Here is a 20,107-nt window from a genome sequence, read left to right as displayed (position 1 = left end):
CTACTTTAAGAAGTCTAACCTGTTTTATTCCTATTTAGCTTTGAATGTTTTTATTCATTTGTTTAATAGCAGCTTTTTCCAATCTTGAGACTTGCGCTTGTGAGATGCCGATCTCATCTGCCACTTCCATTTGTGTTTTCCCTTGAAAAAACCGCTTTCGCAATATCAACTTTTCTCGATCATTTAATCGGCGCATTCCTTCTTTTAATGCTAATTCTTCCACCCACTGTATATCCTTATTCTTTTCATCACTTAATTGATCCATTACATAAATCGGATCTCCACCATCATTATAGATTGGTTCAAAAAGCGATACTGGATCTTGAATAGCATCTAATGCAAAGACAATATCTTCATGTGGAATGTCTAACTCTTTGGCAATTTCCTCAGCTGTTGGTTCTTTTGATGTTTTATTCATCAACCTTTCTCTGACCTGTAATGCCTTATAAGCAATGTCTCTCAGAGATCTGGAAACCCTAATTGGATTATTGTCGCGTAAATAACGACGAATCTCTCCAATAATCATCGGAACAGCATAGGTGGAAAACTTAACATTTTGACTTAAATCAAAATTATCGATAGATTTCATTAGACCAATACAACCCACTTGAAATAAGTCATCCACGAATTCTCCTCGATTATTAAATCGTTGTATCACACTTAGTACGAGGCGGAGATTCCCATTTACGAGACTTTCTCTTGCGGATGTATCTCCCTCATGCATTTGCTTGAAGAGCAATCTCATTTCTTCATTTTTTAATACTGGAAGCTTTGATGTATCCACACCGCAAATTTCTACTTTATTTCGAGTCAATCTATTTCCCTCCTCACAGGAGCTGCTGTACAAAAAACAGTATCTCCCCGAGAAGGAAAAATATGCATGGGATGAATTTTTGTTAAATTTCCAATTTACGCTAATTTCAACTCAATTTATGTGGGACAAGGCTTTCCGAACGAAAAAATTTTTTAGACCATTTTATTAAATTCTTTTTGTAGTCTTTTAATAATCCTTTTCTCTAAGCGAGAAATATACGATTGGGATATCCCAAGCATATCTGCTACATCTTTTTGCGTTTTTTCTTCTCCCGTTCCTAAACCAAACCGTAATTCCATGATTTGTTTCTCTCTGTTAGACAATTGGTGAAGTGCTTTTACTAATAGCTTTTTATCTACACTTGCATCTAAATCTTTCGTAATAATATCATCCTCTGTGCCCATAACATCGGAGAGAAGAAGTTCATTTCCATCCCAATCTATATTTAACGGCTCATCAAATGAAACCTCTGAACGGATTTTATTATTTCTGCGCAAATACATCAAAATTTCATTTTCAATACATCTTGAAGCATATGTGGCCAGTTTTATTTTTTTTTCCGGATTAAACGTATTAACCGCCTTAATTAATCCGATTGTGCCAATGCTGATTAAATCTTCGATGTTAATCCCAGTATTTTCAAACTTTCTTGCGATATAAACAACAAGGCGTAAATTTCTCTCTATCAGCATCGAACGAGCTGCTTGGTCTCCTTTTGGAAGTTTTTCTAAAAGGATTTCCTCTTCTTCTTTCGTTAACGGAGGAGGCAGTGCTTCACTTCCACCAATATAAAATACTTCGTCTGTTTTCAGTCCAAGTTTTATCAGTAATTTGTACCAATAATAAGATAAGCGAAGCTTCCATTTACTCATGTGCATTTCCTCCTTCTAAACGATGATTTTCGTGAGTATAGTATATTAACTAACTTTTTCTTCGATTGATTTTTTTCCTAAGAGCATTTTTGGATGAACAATACAATCAAATATGCCCTCAGCAGATAGAACTTGATTGGTAAACGAGATTAATCCCTTTTCCACTGCAATTACTTCCTGCTCTTTTTTTAAAAACAAAGAATCTGGTTTCACAGCAATAAGTAACTGGTGGTCCTTGCCGACTACCTTATATGGAATAATTCGCATCTTGCTTTCCCATTCTGGTGCGATTGGTTGACTGCCATAGATAATAGCTTCTGGCTGGTCCGTGAGACGAATTATTTCTGCTGGCATATCCTTTTCTATATTTTTCAAAGATACAAACATTACGGGAAGGCGGGAAATGGGATCATATACTTGATTACCACTATCCACCAAACCCTTGATAGAAAATTCTTTTCCCCCTACTTGAAAAATAACGTCGATTATCTGTTCATATTGAATCTTTGTCACTTCCATCCCTTCCACATTTCTTCTCGAAAAGTACCAAGCAATCGGAAATCCTAACAAAACAAAAAGCCAACTTATCGGGTCACCAAAGCCTTTAATGCTTGCAAGAAGGACAGAAGAAGAAAGATTGAAATCAAACTGAATAAAATAATGAGCACCTATCAAAGTTCCCCCAATTAAAAAAGTAGCTAAGTAAAATATCATTAATGCTTGGATATAGGTACGAAATCGCTTATATCCAAAAGCCATTGCTACCATCACGATAGAAAATAGAAGTTTCGATATGGGATGATTAGTATAGGGACTAAGCGGCGTTATCGAAAAAAGGATAATAAGGGAACCAATTAACCCTCCAAGCAATATTCGCCAATGGATAATTTTTTTCTTTAATAGAATGCCTGTTAAATATAGTAATAAACTGTCAAACAAAAAATTTAATAGCCATATCACATCTAAATAAATGGCCAAGCATGTAATTCCTCCTCTCCTTCATAAAAGCAACAAAAGAAGTAAATCTTCTCTCTACTAATCTGTTACGAAAAAGTATAACGTACTTGTTCTTGAAATTCTGTCACTTTCTGTAATCAAAATATCAGAAATTTGCTCTATTTCTAACGGTTTTTGTCACTATATCTCCTCGGTTAAAAACTTTAAGTTCTAGCGAAATATTATCAGTTTTTTTACTAATTCAAAGGAATAAAAAGGGAAGAATAAAAGAAGTGATGAGTTTTACTCTAAATAAAAGGGGAGATTACTTTATTCCTGGAAGATAAAACAAAAAACCTTTCCATTATGAAAAAATGGAAAGGTTTTTGCTAAAGAAATAATTACCTTCTGCGGTTTCTATTTCTTAAGAATGTCGGAATATCTAAAGCATCTTCTGGTTGTTGCGCATTGCTTCTTGGTTGTTGTTGTTCTTTTTGCACATGCGGCTCTTCACGTTTTACTTCTCTATTGTTAACCGGATTGTTGACAGGGTTTGCGTTATTGTTATTTGGCTTTAAGCCGCCAAATCCAGGTCTATCTGGCTGGAGCTGCGATAAATCTTGGTTAAAGCCAGTAGCAATCACCGTAACAACAATTTCATCTTTCAAATCATCATTAATAATAGAACCGAAAATCATGTTTACATCTTGATCGGAAGCAGATGCCACAATATCGGCTGCCTCTTGTACTTCATACAAGCTTAAATTCGTTCCACCGGTAATATTCATCAATATTCCTTGTGCTCCATCAATGGAAGTCTCCAGAAGTGGTGAAGAAATTGCTTTTTTCGCTGCTTCAGCTGCACGGTTTTCCCCTGCTGCAACACCTATCCCCATAAGTGCAGAACCTTTATTCACCATAATTGTTTTCACATCAGCGAAGTCTAAGTTAATCAGCCCTGGTGTTGCGATTAAGTCAGAGATACCTTGTACACCCTGGCGTAATACATTATCCGCTTCTCTAAACGCTTCAAGCATCGGAGTTGATTTATCTACGATTTCAAGTAAGCGGTCGTTTGGAATAACGATTAATGTATCGACAGCATCCTTCAATGCTGTAATCCCGCTTGCAGCATGTGTGGATCTTTTTCTTCCTTCGAAAGTAAAAGGTCTTGTTACTACCCCTACTGTTAAGGCGCCTAGGTCGTGGGCGATTTGAGCAATAACTGGTGCAGCACCTGTTCCAGTTCCGCCACCCATTCCTGCCGTAACGAAGACCATATCTGCTCCTTTTAATGCCTCTTCAATTTGTTCTTTGCTTTCCTCAGCAGCCTTTTTCCCTACTTCAGGATTTGCACCTGCCCCTAATCCTCTTGTAAGTTTTCCACCAATTTGCATTTTGATTTCTGCTTTAGATAAATTTAATGCCTGTGCATCTGTATTTACAGCAATGAACTCTACCCCTTGTAGGCCATGCTCAATCATTCGGTTAACAGCGTTATTTCCACCGCCACCTACACCTATAACCTTTATTACAGCTAGTGAATCTATATTTGTATCAAATTCCAACATGACAAATCCTCCTAATTCGTCGATATTCAGCAGTATCGAACTGTCCGCATCTCAAGTCTTGGTGATATGGAGTAACATACCATTTTAATACCTAGACTGACCCTAAACGACTCTCAGCCTTCTCGAAGTTCTTTTTTATCAAAATTATGTTTTTCTATTAAGACATTTCATTAATCAAAGAAATATCCCATAAATTTCTTAAACTTTGAAGGTTCTTTTTCCACTTGTTTTTTCTCATAAGCTTGTTTTTGGGATGCTGTTTTCTGAGCTTTTTCCCTTGTTTCAGCAGGAACAGCAACAGGGTTATGGATATTTCCACCTTGAAGTTTACTATTTTTATAGGAGAATTTAATTAAACCAACTGCAGTAGTATATTGTGGCTCTCTAACTCCAATATAATCAGGAATAGCAATTCTAACTCGGCTTTGGAAAATATCTTGCGCTAATTCTAAAATTCCTTTCGTACTAGCTACTCCTCCAGTTAATACAAATCCTCCTGGAAGATCATATACTCCTAGTCTAGCTAGTTCATGACCAACAAGTTCAAAGATTTCTTCTAATCTAGCTTCTATAATATCAGAAATCTCCAATTGATTAAATTGCTGATGCTGATCGCTTCCTATAATAGGAACGCTGAATACTTCCTCTTCAGAAGCATGATCATAAAAAGCATAACCATACTTTATTTTAATTTTTTCGGCATCTTCTGTTGTAGTTCGAAGACCAATGGATAGATCTTTAGTAATATGATCTCCACCTACAGGAATAACGCTAGTGGCTTTAAGGAATCCATTTTCAAATACAGCAATAGTTGTAGATCCTCCGCCTATATCTATTAACGCCACTCCTAAGTTTTTCTCATCTTTTGAAAGCGCAAAAGATCCTGCAGCAAGTGGTTGCAAGGAGATATCTTGAATTTCAAGTCCTGCTCTTTCCACACATCTTAAGGTGTTATGTAAAATGGTTTTACTTCCAGTTATAATAGTACCTTCCATTTCCAATCGTACACCAATCATTCCTCGGGGATCAGTAATTTCATCTAATCCATCGACAATAAATTGTTTAGGAATAATATCAATAATCTCTTTTTCAGGGGGAATGGAAACTACTTGTGCAGCATCCTTTACCCTAATTACATCTTCAATTGTAATTTCGCGATTTTCACTTGAAACTGCAACTACCCCACGTGAGGTTTGCAGATTAACATGATTTCCCGAAACGCCAACAACTACTTGCTTTATCTCCATCCCAACCATTCTTTCAGCTTGCTCTATTGCTTGTCGAATAGAATGAACGGTTTCATCTATATCCACAATTGAACCTTTTTTTAAACCTTCTGATGGGACGATGCCTACACCAATAATATTTAAAGATTCGTTAATCATTTCTCCAATGATTACTTTTATGCTGGATGTACCGATGTCTAGACTTACATAAAGTTCATTGCTGTTCATTCTCGGGCACCTCCTTTTGCATTTTAAATAATGTGAACAACAAGTTATGTCATACAGTCAAAAAATTCAACTTTTTTTATCAGAAGTAACGTCTGCTATTTACATAGTTTTTTGATATACATAATATAATCTTCACAACTATTCTATTGTATACCAGGCAACACCATATTTTCACTAAGTTTTCGCAAAGTGTCAATACAATTTTGGTCTTTTTTACTACAAATAGGACTAATTACTTATTTCACAAGGAAATATCGTAATTCACTTCCACATATCTATTAATATTTAAATTATTCGCCAAAACTAATATATTCCCTTTTTTCTCTGTCAACTTTTTTCATTTTTTTCAAGAGAATGCGTATTTGATTTCTTTAAGATAATACTGCGAATGACAGCTATATTTTGAAATAGTCGAACACCAAATGCAAAAATAGCCGCTAAGTATAAGTCTACACCAAGATGTACACCTAGAAAAGCTAAACTTGCTGCAAGAGCAATATTAAAGAAGAACCCAGTTACAAATACTTTCTCGTCGAATATATTTTGCAGATGAGCACGAATCCCTCCAAATAAAGTATCCAGTGCAGCGAGAACAGCAATTGATAAATAGTTAGCATATTCGTCTGGCACTTTTATATCGGTTAATAATCCTAATACAATCCCAACAATCAGCCCAAATATAGGAAGCCACATTAAGAATCTCCTCCTTTACTTGTACTTACGGGCTTCATATAATGGATATTTATGGGGTTGCTATATGCTGGTATTTTGATTGGTTCCTTTGGCATCTCGACATTCAATAACAGATTAGATAAGAAAAATTCATCTGCTGACTTTGAAACCTTCATGTAATTAAACAGTTTTTCAACAGTGTTAGCATCCTTCGCTATCACTTTTATTTCAATTGGCAGCTGGTTTAGGGGATTCCCATCCATTTTTAACACATTGTTAATTTCACGGATAACAGTTGTATTTACATAACGATTATCATTTATCGCTATCTCCTCAGCACCATATAAATTTAATTCATTTACTAACCGTTGTAATAATTCAGAGGTAACTACTCCAGGATTTTCACCTAAAAGCATTTCTGTACTGACAGACTCAATCTTTAAGACAATTCCATTTCCCGTTACTTCTGTTAAGCCCGCTTCCTGCTTTAATTCTGCCAAAGTCTCTTTCAATACCGCTTCTTTGCTTCTTGGGGTTTCATTCTCATATTCTTCTATCTTTCCATTTGTCGAACGTATCTCATCTATTAACTTTAATTCTAATTTTTTCTCATGGATAAGATCTTCTCTTAACTCCCAAGTATCTCTCGTGTCTCGTACAACAGGTTCTTTTATTGTCTGAAATTGAACTGCTATCATAAACCCTGCAATAAGTGTAATTCCCGTCATCGTTATAAATTTCTTATTCAAAGCGCATCATACTTTCTAAATCATACTTATCGTTAATTAACATTTAAAGGATCCATTTGGATCATTCTTTTTTTCTCAAGCGTAAATCTTACATTATCATTTACTAACAAATCCTTTACGCCACCATTTATATTTATTGCGCCTTCTAACACATCGCTATCGCCAATTGCCGTAATAACAAAAGGGGCTGGGTGCTGATAACCGTCAATTTCAATTACTGGACCATTGCAAAGGATATAAGAATTATGTGCTAGCCTTTGTCCATTGATACTAATCGCTTCTGCACCAGCAATATAAAGCTCGTTGATCACTTTAAATACATGATGCTCATGAACCAAATAATTATTCACATTATCTTCCTTTGGATTATACTCACCATCTTCCAAAGCAATTTGTACCCCTTCCCCTTTTACTGCAACCTTTCCTAAATATATCCGGTATTTTTCCGCATCTTCTGCCAAGTTATAATAAGTCTCTGCTTCGTTAGAAAGTTTCTTCTCTAATTGAAGCAAGTCCCTTTGGTTTTCCTTTAACTCCTTATACAACTTATTGTTCTTTTCTTCCTGCTCAATTAGCTCATTGCGCAAATCCAAATCTCTTTCAAATTGGCTCTCACTCACTGCTTTCCCTTCATCTTTTTTTGTATTTTGATAGGAAAAAGAGATCATAAATCCAAGTACAAGAAAAACTAAGGAGAAGATAACATTTCTTCTTCTTTTATTATTCTTCACCCTTCTTTTCCCCTTCCGAATCAAAAGCTTTAAAATAAGAACCTACCTCTAAATCAATAACGCCTTTTTTATCTGTATTCAGCTGGGAAATGATGGATGGATAATGCTGCAGCTTATCCGAAAAAGAGGATAAAGAAGCTAATACCTGATTTCCATCATTCATATATACAGTAACACGCCACTTATCTGTATTTTTAGGAGTATACCTTACTTCAGAAATTGCGTTATACACTTCTGCTGACAGTTTATTTAGTTCTCCCCCTATTTTTTTGATTACTTTATTATCTTCGCTCTTTATATCCTTAATAATTGGAGCATCATAGGGACTATTGGTCATAGCTCTGTCATGCAACATCTCCCCATTTTCAAGAAGTGGAATAAATTCATTCTTTACTTCAAAGTAAGCAATCTTCCTATACTCTTTTACGTCTATATGAACAGTATTTGGAAAAACAATAGAAATCTTAGCAGATTTAATCCCGCCTGAGTCTTTTAATTTCTCTGTGAGCTTGTCTTTTTTGATTGTCCAAATATTTGTTTTGCTGTCAATTCCACTCATTTTCTCCAAGTCTTCAAAAGAATATAAATGATTACCCGTAATTTCGATGTTTTTCACATGACTTAAAGGCGATTGGAAGTATATAACGCAAACGATGATTAGGAAGAATAGAAGGAGAAGGAAAATAAGGCGACGATTTGCTTTTCTTCGTCTCTGCTCTTTTAATTTTGGAATTCTATCTTCTAAAGAAACTACCTTCCCTTTTTCCAAAAAATCACCCCGGTATTATTAAATAAGGAAATAGTACATAACATTTCAATAGGTTGTCCACCTTTTCCTAACAAACAAATTTTCTATTTGCTATCTTATTTTTTCTTGTTATCGATTACTTCCTTCATGACATTATACAACCTCATTGCCGCATCAGGAATACCTAATTTTTTGGAAGCCTCTTTCATTTCCTTTAGCAAAACAGGATTAAGCATGATTGCATCCATTTCTTCTATCAATTTTTGGCCATTCATATCCTGTTCAAGAAGCATTCTGGCTGCTCCATTACTCGTTAATGCATGCGCATTTTTTTCTTGATGATTATTCGTTACATAAGGACTTGGCACAAGAATGCTCGGAATACCAAGCGAGGTTAGCTCACTTAGTGTTGTTGCGCCAGCTCTTGCAACAGTTAAATCAATACTCGTTAATACTTCAGGCATATTATGGACAAATGGCTTAATAATAACATTTTCTGGATTGCCGACACGCTCTACTTCTTTCTTTACCGCTTCGTAGTGCACCTCTCCTGTTACATAAAGAACTTGATAAGCTTTCTCCCCTAATTGTGGTAATGCTGCAATTACAGCATCATTTATCGGTCTTGCTCCTCTACTACCGCCAACAATAAGAACAGCGGGTTCTTTTAATTTTAATCCGACTGATAAGCGACCTTTTATTCCATCCTGATTTAACACTTCGGATGCCCTTGGATTCCCGGTCATCACTACTTTTTTATCTGGAAAAAAAGAAGCCGCTTCTTCAAAGCAAATCGCTACTTTATCGACATATTTACTTAAAAACTTATTGGTTAACCCTGGAACACTATTTTGTTCATGAATAATAGTCGGTATTCCAAGCTTAGCTGCCGCATATACAACCGGACCACAAACATATCCGCCTGTTCCGATGACAACGTCTGCTTTAAATTCTTTTAAAATCGCTTTACTTTTTTGTACACCTGCAATAAATCGCCAAACTGTTTTCACATTTTCTGGGGAAAGTTTTCGTTTAAACCCTGTGATATGTATTGTTTTAAATGGAATATCTTCTCGTCTAACTAATTTACTTTCTAGCCCTTGCTCTGTTCCGATATAAAGAAATTCAGCATCCTTCACTTCTCTTTTTATTTCGCGAATCAATGCTAATGCAGGGTATATATGTCCCCCTGTTCCTCCGCCGCTTACTACTATTTTCATTCTTTCCACCTCAAAATACTTCTCATCTCTACTTTTCCTGAAAAAAACGTGGTTTTCTTCTCTTTTACATTATAGCTTCAAATAACATAAAACAAAAATAATCTTCTGCTATTTTTTTAGATATTTTTTAGCTTTGCCGTCATCTCCCAAATAATAGATACCTTATTGTACTATATTTTAAACTTGCTTTATGAATATCTTGAAAATGATAATGAAATGTAATACATTTCGTCTTCCTACATGTCATATTGTCATGTTTGAAAAGGATTTATCATATGTGTGAAAAAAATAAATTTTTTGTATTCTACAACATTTCTTCCCTCTGAAACAGAGACTACCATGATAAACACTCTTTAGCTCTCCACAAAAAAACCTAGTAAAGAGAACGTATTCTCTCCACTAGGTTTCTATAAATTTCATCAAAAAATTTCCTAGCAATGAGGCTGCATTTAATACCGCGAAAATCGGCTCACATTTAGAAGGATGCCTATTGCTATTAACATAAGTGTCAGCGATGAGCCGCCATAGCTTAAAAACGGAAGTGTAATCCCTGTAACTGGCATTAGCCCTGTTACCACCCCAATGTTAATCATAACTTGAATTGCAACCATGGAAATGATCCCGACTGCCACAAAGCTCCCAAATAAATCTTGAGCTCCTAATGCAATTCTTATGCCTCTCCAAAGTAAAAGCGCGAATAATAATAAAATCAGCGAACCGCCGATAAAGCCTAATTCTTCTGACAGAATCGCAAAAATGAAATCGGTCTGCGGCTCAGGTAAGTAGAAAAATTTTTGTCTGCTTTCCCCAAGTCCTAAACCGAATAAACCGCCTGGACCAATTGCATATAAAGATTGGATTATTTGAAATCCGCTTCCTAATGGATCTGACCATGGGTCCAGAAAGGATGTTATCCTTTTAATCCGATAAGGAGCTGATGCAACCAGACCGATAAAACCAGCTACCCCAATAAGACCTAATATAACAAAGTGACGAATGCGAGCACCAGCAATAAAAATCATGACAATACTAGTTCCAACCATAACTGTCCCAGTACCTAAATCCGGCTGAAGCATAATCATTCCGAAGGCAAGGAATACCAGACCTAATGAGGGAAGTAACCCTTTTTTAAAGGAGGTTATATGCTTTTGATTTTCTGATAGAAATTTTCCCAAGAAAAGAATCATTGCTATTTTCATAAATTCAGAGGGCTGAATAGAAAAAGCACCTACTCCGATCCAGCTTTGCGAACCATTTCGAACTAACCCCACCCCAGGAATTAAAACAACGACAAGTAAAATAAAACAAACAATAATAATCGGTTTAGCCCAAGATCTCCATATCCAGTAATCAAGATTCATAATAAATAACATTGCTGCAATTCCGACTCCTGCAAAAAGCATTTGCCTTTTAGCAAAGAAAAAAGAATCACCTAAATTTCGTTCAGCCATTACAGCACTAGCACTATACACCATGATTAACCCTATCGCTAGCAACGTAAATGTAATAATCATTAGAATTATATCTGGAGTCGTTTTTTTTGATGGCACCATTAACACCTCGAACCTGCAAGATTAAGGGCTTGCAACAAAGAAAAGCGATTTATACCCAGATTTCTTTGTATACTACTGAGGAATCGGATAAAAAAAGAAAGCTCTGTAAATTATCGGTTAAACTAGGAATAAGGGAAAAGAGCGTTCCTTCCACCCTAATTTAGATGAAATGAAACCTTTAGCCTTTTTCTACTAACCTTGTTATCATTTACAGAGCTTACTTTTAAGTAAGTATTTTATATGGATACTTTTTTATTTCTATCCATATAGATCTTAAATTTTCTTTCAACGCCTACTTACAGACAAGCCCTTATTTAAGCATATGCACCGCATTGATAAAAATGTCTCCTCTGACTTCAAAAGTTTTATATTGATCCCAGCTTGCACATGCTGGGGAAAGAAGAATAACATCTCCGCTTTCTGATAAGTCATAGGCAACAGGTACTGCTTTGTCCACATTATCGACGCGTTTAATGGTTTTTATTCCTGCAAGCTTGCCTGCCTTCTCCACTTTTTCAGCAGTTTGTCCAAAAGTAATCATAGCTTTTACATTTTTAAGAGATGGAATGAGTTCATCAAATTCATTTCCGCGGTCCAGTCCACCAGCTAACAGAATAACCGGTTCATTAAAGGCTGCAAGGGCATTTTGTGTTGCCAGGATATTTGTTGCTTTCGAATCATTATAGAATTTCCGTCCGTTTATTTCTTTAATAAATTGCAGACGATGCTTAACCCCTTTAAAGGTACTTAATACGGCAAAAATACTTTCATTTGTTACACCTGATAATTTTGCTGCTGCAACAGATGAAAGGATGTTTTCTAAATTTAATGCACTTAAATACGTTATATCTGATAGTGCCATAATTTTTTGATCATTAAAATAAATAATATTATCTTTTATATAGGCCCCAAACTCAAGTTCACGTTTTGCAGAAAAAGGAATAATCGTTGCATTGCTTCTGTTCGCGATATCCATGACAATCTCTTGTTCGACGTTCACAATTAAATAGTCACTTTCATCTTGGTTTCTCGTAATGTTTCCTTTTGCCTTCGCATATTCTTCCCGTGTCCCATGATAATCTAAATGCGCCTCATAAATATTTGTAATGATCGCAATTTTCGGCTTGAATTTTTCAATTCCCATTAATTGAAAGGAGGATAATTCAATCACTATTTTATTATCTTCCTCTGCAACTTGGGCTACATTAGAAGCAACTGTTCCAATATTCCCCGCTATCAAAGGCTTTTTCTTATCAATTTCTAACATATCAAACAATAAGGTTGTGGTCGTTGTTTTCCCATTTGACCCAGTGATTGCAAGAAAAGGAGCTTCGGACACTCTGTATGCTAGTTCTACCTCTGTGATTACAGGAATGCCACGCTCCACTGCCCCTTTAATCATTGGATTAAAGTAAGGAATTCCAGGGTTTTTTACGATCAGCTGGAAACCCTCCTCCAGCAATTCAATAGGATGACTTCCGCAAATAACCGTGATTCCTTGTTCTAATAAGCCTTGTGCTTCTGGATTTTCATCTAATGGCTTACTATCATTTACTGTTACAAAGGCACCTAAATTATGTAGTAATTGAGCTGCGCTTATTCCACTTTTAGCAAGACCTAATACCAGAATTTTTTTATGATGATAATCATTAATCTGCTTCATTATAACCACACCTCAATATAAATTCCTAAAGCGGCAAATAATAATCCAACCGTCCAAAATGTGACAACTACTCGCCATTCAGACCAGCCAACTAGTTCATAATGGTGATGTAATGGGCTCATACGGAAAATTCTTCTCCCTGTTGATTTAAAAGATATTACTTGAAGAATGACAGAAAGTGTCTCAATAACAAATACTCCACCTATTAATATTAATAAAATTTCTGTCTTTGTTAAAATAGCAATCGCTGCAATAGCACCTCCAAGGGCAAGTGAACCAGTATCTCCCATAAATACTTTTGCTGGATGGGCGTTGAATACTAAAAATCCTAAAACTGCGCCCACAATGGCTACCGAGAAAATGCTAATTTCAAACTGTGATTGACTCCATGCAAGGACAGCAAACGCTCCAAATGCCACAGCAGAAGTTCCAGAAACTAATCCGTCCAAGCCATCGGTTAAATTCACCGCATTAGAAAATCCAACTAACCAAAAAATAATAAATAGCGCATAAAACCACCCTAATTCTAGTGGTTTATCTACAAAAGGAATCGAAATTGCAGTGGAAAATTCGTTTTCGCGTAAAACAAAGTAAAAAATAAGCGAAATAATTATCTGCCCTAATAGCTTTTGTCTAGAAGTTAATCCTAAATTACGCTTCATCACTACTTTTATAAAGTCATCTAAAAAGCCTAACAATCCAAATCCGACTAATACTAAAAGTAATAAATACGTCTTAATTGTTGGCTCTGAAAATTTATTAATCATTACCAATGTCGTTACAACAATGGAGAAAATAATCATTAAGCCCCCCATAGTTGGCGTTCCCGTTTTTTTCTGATGAGACTTCGGTCCTTCTTCTCTAATGCTTTGTCCGAATTTTAATCTTCGCAAGAAGGGAATAAAAAAAGGAGAAATTAATACTGTTATTAAAAAGCCTAATAGAATCGTAAAAAAGATAACTTTCTCCTGCATTTTAATTCCCTCCTTTCATTTGATTATTTGTATTTAATACATGCTCTCTAATTACCGCTATATCATATGTTTCCATCTGGGAATTCAGACTGTTTTCTTGCAAAAAAATAAATTTAGTTGTTTTTTCTTGTGCTTGTAATTGTTGCTCGTAAATTTTACTCATTTTTAATATGCCTTCCTTTAAATCTTTTGTATAAAAAATCGGAAAATGATTTGGTGTATAGGATGGGAGTTTCATCCCCTCTTCCCAAATCGCTCCAATTGCTCCATTTGTTATAGCAGCACTCAAATCACCAGAACTATCTTTATAAAATGGAATAAACAGTCCTTTTGGCTGTTCGCACTCTGCTAAGAATGACACGGTTTGAAAAAGCAAATCTTCTTTCACAAACCCTTTTGCTTCGGGAATAGCTTGAAGGACTAAGTTATAGGACAATGTCATTTTTTCTCTCCTCTATCGCTTCTTTTGCAACTAAACGGTCATCAAAGTCCAACACTTTAGAACCAATAATTTGATACGTTTCATGCCCTTTCCCTGCAATTAGAATAACATCATCAGGCTGCGCTTGATCAACAGCAAAGGCAATAGCCTCTTTGCGATCAGAGATTATCGTATAATTCTGTTCAGCCCTAACTCCTTCCTCCATATCTTTTAATATGGCAAGCGGATCTTCACTTCTAGGATTATCGGAAGTTAGGATTGCATAACTCGCTTCCTCGCAAGCAATTTTCGCCATTAAAGGACGTTTCGTCTTGTCTCTATCGCCCCCACAGCCAACGATCACATATATTTTATTCTTAGCAAATTCTTTTACCGTTTGCAAAGCATTTTGCAAACTATCAGGTGTATGTGAATAATCAACGATCACAGAAAAGTCTTGGCCGGCATTAACCGTTTCAAATCTCCCTGCGACTCCTGCTACCTTTTCTAGCGCATTGATGGTCACTTCCATTGGAATATTACTTGCGATTGCAGCACCAATGCTTGCTAGTGTATTATACACGTTAAATTTCCCAACCATTTTTAATTGGACAGAATGTATGCCAAGCGGAGTATGTAAATCGAATGATGTGCCTGCTGCCGTAATTTTTATATTTTTTGCCATTATATCAGCTTCTTTATCAATTCCATATGTAAGAATATGAGCGGCTGTAATGGTTTCATACTCATTCGCTGCTGCATCATCTTTATTGAGAATAGCAAATTTTGGCTTTTCAGACGAAAAGGCATTTCCTAGTCTTGTAAAAAGCAACCCTTTCGCTTTTTTATATTCTTCCATCGTACCATGATAATCTAAATGATCTTGACTTAGATTGGTAAAAACAGCAATATCATAGTCACAACCAAATACTCTGCCTTCTACAAGGGCATGGGAAGATACTTCCATAACAGCTGTATCAACTTTTTGCTCCACCATTTGATGAAACACCTTCTGCAGGGTCACAGCTTCTGGAGTTGTATTTTTTGTTTCTTGTATTTCCTCACCGATTTTGGTATACATCGTACCGATGATTCCTGTTTTTTTATTTGCCTCTTTTAAAATAGCATCTATTAAATGGCTAGTTGTTGTCTTTCCATTTGTACCTGTTATTCCAATAAGCTGAAGCTTTTGAGTCGGCTTTTGATAAAATACATCTGCAAGCACACTACTAGCTCTTTTTGTATCTTTTACAACGATCACTGGAATAGGCAAGGACAGACTTCTTTCCGCTATGACAGCGACTGCCCCAGATTCGTATGCTTTTTGGGCAAAATCATGGCCATCGACTGTATAACCTTTTATACAAATAAAAAGACTGCCATCTGATACTTTGCGATTATCATTCTCTATTGATTTTATTTCCACATCTTCTCCGGTATAAGGAGTGTATGGCTGTAAACTCTCAATAAGTTTTTTTAATTGCATCGCTTTTTGATTCCTCTTTTCTCTAGCTCTATATGTAATCTTTGATTGCTCATAAATATTAATTATATACTAAATAATGAATCAGCCATATAGATTATACAATTTTCTTAGCGTATTTTATTTTACATGATTAAAAAAAATTTATCTATGTTGTACCTTATTGTTGGAGAATTTATATTAGAAGAATAATTTAAGATAGAGGAAAATTTTAATTATTTACATACGAGCTCTATTCTTGGATTAAAAGGCTCAAGAGGCTTTTTTATAGAGGAAGAGAAGCGGCACGTATTAAGCTGCCGCATCTCTTCCAATTAATTAAATTGAACCAAAATAGTTGATCCTTCCTTCACTTTTGTTCCAGGCTCTGGAGATTGCTTAATCACCGTATCCCCGCTTCCACTTGAATCAATTTTAAGATTAATAAACATTTCACTGATATCTTTTTTCGTATGCCCGACAAGGTCTGGCACTTCTATTAATGGATTTTCCGGATATTTATATACTTTGTCAATTTGATCTTTACGAGGTTCCACACCAAGTGCTCTCAAACTATCTCCCATAATCGCGCCAACAATTGGAGCAGCAACCGCACTACCGAATTGCACCGTTCCTTTTGGGTTATCTACTGCCACGTACACGACTAATTCAGGATCATCAGCAGGTGCAAAGCCGATAAAGGATAGTATATAATTATTTTCTAAATATCTTCCACCTGAAGCTTTTTGCGCTGTCCCTGTTTTTCCACCAACTCGATAGCCTTCCACAAAGGCCTTGCCTCCAGATCCCTTTGCCACAACATTTTCTAATGCCCGTCTTACTTCTTTAGATGTTTCTTCAGAAACTACCTTTCTTTTTGCAACAGGCTTTTTCTCCATAACCACTTCACCAGTAGATGGATCAATTAATTCTTTTGCTACATAAGGAGTATATAAAGTGCCCCCGTTAATGGCGGCAGATAATGCTGTAACTTGTTGAATTGGCGTTACGGCGACGCCTTGACCAAATGCTGTTGTCGCTTGCTCCACTGGTCCTACTCTGTCCATGTTAAACAAAATCCCTTTAGATTCCCCTTGTAAATCAATTCCTGTTTTTTGCCCAAATCCAAAATCACGAATATATTGAAACAGCTTATCTTTGCCAAGACGTTCCCCTAATTCTACAAAACCAGGGTTACAAGAATTTTGAACGACCTCTAAAAACGTTTGCGAGCCATGTCCTCCTCGCTTCCAGCATTTAAGTTTTGCTCCACCTACTTCGGCATACCCTTTATCATAAAAAGTATCCTTATCTAAATCTACTTTTCCTTCTTCTAAGGCTGCTGCCAATGTAATAATTTTAAAGGTAGATCCTGGTTCATATGAACTCCATATCGGTAAATTACGATTATATACAGTGGAATCCACATTTTGAAAATCTGATGGATCAAAGCCTGGACGACTTGACATCGCCAAAACCTCGCCAGTCTTCGGGTTCATTGCAAGTGCGATAATCGATTCAGGATCATAGGTTTGTTGGGCTATATCCAATTCTCTTTCTACAATCGTTTGAATTTTTGTATCGATGGTAAGGACTAAATCATTCCCATTAACCGGCGCTTCATAGGCATCAGCCATATCATTCATTCTCTGTCCTTTTGCATCCGAATAATATTGAACAGATCCCTTCTTTCCCTTCAACTCATCATCATATTCCAACTCTAAACCTATTAGCCCTTGATTATCAATACCAGCAAACCCTAATACATGGGATAAATAGTTTCCAAAAGGATAAGATCGCTTCGAATCTTCACCAATATATACACCGTCTATATCAAGTGCACGAACTTTTTTGGCCTTTTCATGCGTGATTTTCCTACCTTCTTTTAAACGAACACTCATCTCCCTTTGGATAATCTGCTTATAAACAGATTCCTTATCTGCTTCTAATACTTCTGCAAGCTTTTCAGCGGTGTCTGCTGGATCTTTAATTTGGCGTGGTACTATATAAACCGTTGGCGCACTGACATTAGTCGCAAGCGCTATTCCATTACGATCCAAGATCTCTCCTCGTTGTGGCTCAAAAGCAATTTGTCTACTCCATAAATTTTTTGCTTTTGTTGTAAGCTCGTCCCCCAGAAAAAATTGAACATACGCCAATCTTGTATCAATTATGAGAAAAATAACTATCCCAGCAACAAGCGCTATCAACAATCGCTTCCGAACGGTTACATTTGAAACCCGCATACAGATGGAACCTCCTTTATACTAGCTCAATTGAAATATATGCTTGTACGAATCGGAATAGAACGGAGAGTATTTGTTCGTTGTTTGGAAAAGAGGTAGGGATTTTTGTGTGAGGGATTTTTTGTTGATAAAAGCCACTTTTGTTTTTTTCTAGTTATTGTGGTTTTCACCCTCCCGATGAAAGCCATTTTCCTTGCTACTTCTAATTATTTCGGCGTTCATCTCTTTGATGAACACCACTTTCCCTGCTTCTTCTGCTTATTTTGGCGTTCACCCTCCCGATGAAAACCACTTTCCCTGCTTTTTCTAATTATTTTGGTGTTCATCCCCTTGTTGAAAACCACTTTCCCTGCTTCTTCTGCTTATTTTGGCGTTCACCCTCCCGATGAAAACCACTTTCCCTGCTTTTTCTAATTATTTTGGCGTTCATCCCCTTGTTGAAAACCACTTTCCCTGCTTCTTCTGCTTATTTTGGCGTTCATCCTCCCGATGAAAACTACTTTCCTTGCTTCTTCTAATTATTTCGGCGTTCATCCTCCCGATGAAAGCCACTTTCCTTGCTTCTTCTGCTTATTTTGGCGTTCACCCTCCCGATGAAAGCCACTTTCCCTGCTTCTTCTGCTTATTTTAGCGTTCATCCCCTTGTTGAAAACTACTTTCCTTGCTTCTTCTAATTATTTCGGCGTTCATCCTCCCGATGAAAGCCACTTTCCCTGCTTCTTCTGCTTATTTTAGCGTTCATCCCCTTGTTGAAAACTACTTTCCTTGCTTCTTCTAATTATTTCGGCGTTCATCCTCCCGATGAAAACCACTTTCCCTGCTTTTTCTAATTATTTCGGCGTTCATCCCCTTGTTGAAAACCACTTTCCCTGCTTCTTCTAATTATTTTGGCGTTCATCCTCCCGATGAAAACCACTTTCCCTGCTTCTTCTGCTTATTTCGGCGTTCATCCTCCCGATGAAAACCACTTTCCTTGCTTCTTCTGCTTATTTTGGCGTTCATCCTCCCGATGAAAACCACTTTCCTTGCTTCTTCTATTAATTTTAGCGTTCATCTCTTCTGTGAAAACTATCTTTCACTCATAATACGCCCACTGATGTATACCAATAAGCCTATAATGCTTATCTAATATTCTCTTAATCCTCCGCATTCCTCCCGATATCAAACACCAGTCATATATTTCTTTTGTCGTTATCTTTCTTTCTGGAAAAAGCAGCTTAAATTCTTTAACACTTCGTAAAACTGCTAACTCCAAGCTTTCTGTATATCCACATACATTACATTTGATCATTGCGCGTTCTGTTGAAATAAACAGTGAGTTGCATTTTTCGCAAAGGATTCCTTTCTTAAGTTCTTCATAGGTATAACTTGGCATTCTTCGATAAGATGAATCTTCCATATGAAGAGCGATCAACTTTTCAGCTAAGAGCGCATACTGTTTTTTTACTTGTGATCTATTTTTTTCTAATAATTTAACATAACGATTTAATTGGTTGGGATAAATATAAGGCAAATGAAGTGGAGCTTGATATAAGATAAATTCGGGGTTTATAAAAACAACATGTGGAATAATTGTAATAGAGTAACCAAGCTGGTGAATTAATTGTCTTAACAGGAACTCTGTTCGTTTTAATTGAGTAATAGGATTATTGATTTCTACTTTATTGTTTTTCTTATAGAATCGATCATTTTCATAATAAAAGTCACCTTCGTAGTTCTTAATTTCATAGAGATGAAGTGCCTCTCCTTCTATCAATAAGGAGTCGATTTGAAATGTCGTCTGGTGTGATTGTAATAATAAATCATTTAATACAATACTATTTGGGGCTAAATCTCTTAAATGCTCATCAAACTTCCTCTCTCCTTCCCAGCCTTTCCCTTGATTTAAATACTTTGTCTTCAATTCATCAGATAATTCCATTCGGCTATTTAATGATTTTAATAAAGCTAATTCCAGTGGTTCCCTTCTTTTCTTATACACTTTTTCACCCTCCTATTATACTAAAACGTTACAAACAACC

General features: G+C 36.2%; 17 protein-coding genes. All 17 read right to left on the bottom strand.

Annotated elements, in window-relative coordinates:
* Positions 1-34 precede the first annotated feature (34 nt).
* A complete protein-coding gene (sigG, locus tag NiCM35_RS00435) occupies positions 35-814 on the bottom strand; it encodes an RNA polymerase sporulation sigma factor SigG (protein WP_047939922.1) in 780 nt (259 codons plus the stop codon).
* Positions 815-966: 152 nt separating this feature from the next.
* Entirely contained in the window at positions 967-1,686 is a 720-nt protein-coding gene (sigE, locus tag NiCM35_RS00430; RefSeq protein WP_095329103.1) for an RNA polymerase sporulation sigma factor SigE, read from the bottom strand.
* A 45-nt stretch (positions 1,687-1,731) separates the two neighbouring features.
* Complete coding sequence (gene spoIIGA, locus NiCM35_RS00425) at positions 1,732-2,664, bottom strand: sigma-E processing peptidase SpoIIGA (protein WP_123257428.1); 933 nt, start codon at positions 2,662-2,664, stop codon at positions 1,732-1,734.
* A 359-nt stretch (positions 2,665-3,023) separates the two neighbouring features.
* The gene (gene ftsZ / locus NiCM35_RS00420) at positions 3,024-4,193 is read right to left on the bottom strand and encodes a cell division protein FtsZ (RefSeq protein WP_123257427.1); all 1,170 of its coding nucleotides are present in this window, start codon (positions 4,191-4,193) and stop codon (positions 3,024-3,026) included.
* A gap of 170 nt (positions 4,194-4,363) precedes the next feature.
* On the bottom strand, positions 4,364-5,647 hold the full coding sequence (ftsA, locus tag NiCM35_RS00415) for a cell division protein FtsA (RefSeq protein WP_095329100.1): 1,284 nt from the start codon (positions 5,645-5,647) through the stop codon (positions 4,364-4,366).
* A 327-nt stretch (positions 5,648-5,974) separates the two neighbouring features.
* Positions 5,975-6,340 (bottom strand): small basic family protein, encoded by a 366-nt coding sequence (locus tag NiCM35_RS00410; RefSeq protein WP_095329099.1) that lies wholly within the window; start codon positions 6,338-6,340, stop codon positions 5,975-5,977.
* Entirely contained in the window at positions 6,340-7,068 is a 729-nt protein-coding gene (locus NiCM35_RS00405; protein ID WP_371471169.1) for a DUF881 domain-containing protein, read from the bottom strand. The genes NiCM35_RS00410 and NiCM35_RS00405 overlap by 1 nt, the downstream gene beginning before the upstream one ends.
* A gap of 32 nt (positions 7,069-7,100) precedes the next feature.
* The gene (locus tag NiCM35_RS00400) at positions 7,101-7,799 is read right to left on the bottom strand and encodes a DUF881 domain-containing protein (RefSeq protein WP_095329097.1); all 699 of its coding nucleotides are present in this window, start codon (positions 7,797-7,799) and stop codon (positions 7,101-7,103) included.
* On the bottom strand, positions 7,789-8,568 hold the full coding sequence (locus tag NiCM35_RS00395) for a cell division protein FtsQ/DivIB (RefSeq protein WP_123257425.1): 780 nt from the start codon (positions 8,566-8,568) through the stop codon (positions 7,789-7,791). Before NiCM35_RS00395 ends, NiCM35_RS00400 begins: the two co-directional genes overlap by 11 nt.
* A 95-nt stretch (positions 8,569-8,663) precedes the next feature.
* Positions 8,664-9,767: an undecaprenyldiphospho-muramoylpentapeptide beta-N-acetylglucosaminyltransferase gene (gene murG, locus NiCM35_RS00390; protein ID WP_163188546.1), complete on the bottom strand. Its 1,104-nt coding sequence runs from the start codon at positions 9,765-9,767 to the stop codon at positions 8,664-8,666.
* Between the two features lie 449 nt (positions 9,768-10,216).
* On the bottom strand, positions 10,217-11,317 hold the full coding sequence (spoVE, locus tag NiCM35_RS00385; protein ID WP_047939912.1) for a stage V sporulation protein E: 1,101 nt from the start codon (positions 11,315-11,317) through the stop codon (positions 10,217-10,219).
* Between the two features lie 313 nt (positions 11,318-11,630).
* Positions 11,631-12,983, bottom strand: coding sequence for a UDP-N-acetylmuramoyl-L-alanine--D-glutamate ligase (gene murD, locus NiCM35_RS00380; RefSeq protein ID WP_095329092.1), 1,353 nt, complete (start codon positions 12,981-12,983; stop codon positions 11,631-11,633).
* Complete coding sequence (gene mraY / locus NiCM35_RS00375) at positions 12,983-13,957, bottom strand: phospho-N-acetylmuramoyl-pentapeptide-transferase (RefSeq protein ID WP_095329091.1); 975 nt, start codon at positions 13,955-13,957, stop codon at positions 12,983-12,985. The genes murD and mraY overlap by 1 nt, the downstream gene beginning before the upstream one ends.
* Position 13,958: 1 nt before the next feature.
* Positions 13,959-14,399 (bottom strand): hypothetical protein, encoded by a 441-nt coding sequence (locus NiCM35_RS00370; RefSeq protein WP_123257421.1) that lies wholly within the window; start codon positions 14,397-14,399, stop codon positions 13,959-13,961.
* Positions 14,383-15,864 (bottom strand): UDP-N-acetylmuramoyl-L-alanyl-D-glutamate--2,6-diaminopimelate ligase, encoded by a 1,482-nt coding sequence (locus NiCM35_RS00365; RefSeq protein ID WP_433778228.1) that lies wholly within the window; start codon positions 15,862-15,864, stop codon positions 14,383-14,385. The genes NiCM35_RS00370 and NiCM35_RS00365 overlap by 17 nt, the downstream gene beginning before the upstream one ends.
* 311 nt (positions 15,865-16,175) lie before the next feature.
* Entirely contained in the window at positions 16,176-18,086 is a 1,911-nt protein-coding gene (locus NiCM35_RS00360) for a stage V sporulation protein D (protein ID WP_095329088.1), read from the bottom strand.
* Positions 18,087-19,161: 1,075 nt separating this feature from the next.
* Entirely contained in the window at positions 19,162-20,067 is a 906-nt protein-coding gene (locus NiCM35_RS00355; RefSeq protein ID WP_123257419.1) for a nuclease-related domain-containing protein, read from the bottom strand.
* Positions 20,068-20,107 lie beyond the last annotated feature (40 nt).

This window comes from Niallia sp. M35 (assembly GCF_050971705.1).
GTDB lineage: Bacteria > Bacillota > Bacilli > Bacillales > Cytobacillaceae > Niallia > Niallia circulans_A.
The sequence above is the reverse complement of the archived record's forward strand: the minus strand, read 5'-3'. Positions and strand labels throughout refer to the sequence as shown.

Excerpts from the sequence above, each read along its gene's own strand:
- sigE (WP_095329103.1), bottom strand. The coding sequence starts at position 1,686 with ATGAGTAAATGGAAGCTTCGCTTATCTTATTATTGGTACAAATTACTG.
- NiCM35_RS00410 (WP_095329099.1), bottom strand. The coding sequence starts at position 6,340 with ATGTGGCTTCCTATATTTGGGCTGATTGTTGGGATTGTATTAGGATTA.
- murD (WP_095329092.1), bottom strand. The coding sequence starts at position 12,983 with ATGAAGCAGATTAATGATTATCATCATAAAAAAATTCTGGTATTAGGT.
- NiCM35_RS00360 (WP_095329088.1), bottom strand. The coding sequence starts at position 18,086 with ATGCGGGTTTCAAATGTAACCGTTCGGAAGCGATTGTTGATAGCGCTT.
- mraY (WP_095329091.1), bottom strand. The coding sequence starts at position 13,957 with ATGCAGGAGAAAGTTATCTTTTTTACGATTCTATTAGGCTTTTTAATA.
- NiCM35_RS00370 (WP_123257421.1), bottom strand. The coding sequence starts at position 14,399 with ATGACATTGTCCTATAACTTAGTCCTTCAAGCTATTCCCGAAGCAAAA.
- NiCM35_RS00365 (WP_433778228.1), bottom strand. The coding sequence starts at position 15,864 with ATGCAATTAAAAAAACTTATTGAGAGTTTACAGCCATACACTCCTTAT.
- ftsA (WP_095329100.1), bottom strand. The coding sequence starts at position 5,647 with ATGAACAGCAATGAACTTTATGTAAGTCTAGACATCGGTACATCCAGC.
- ftsZ (WP_123257427.1), bottom strand. The coding sequence starts at position 4,193 with ATGTTGGAATTTGATACAAATATAGATTCACTAGCTGTAATAAAGGTT.
- murG (WP_163188546.1), bottom strand. The coding sequence starts at position 9,767 with ATGAAAATAGTAGTAAGCGGCGGAGGAACAGGGGGACATATATACCCT.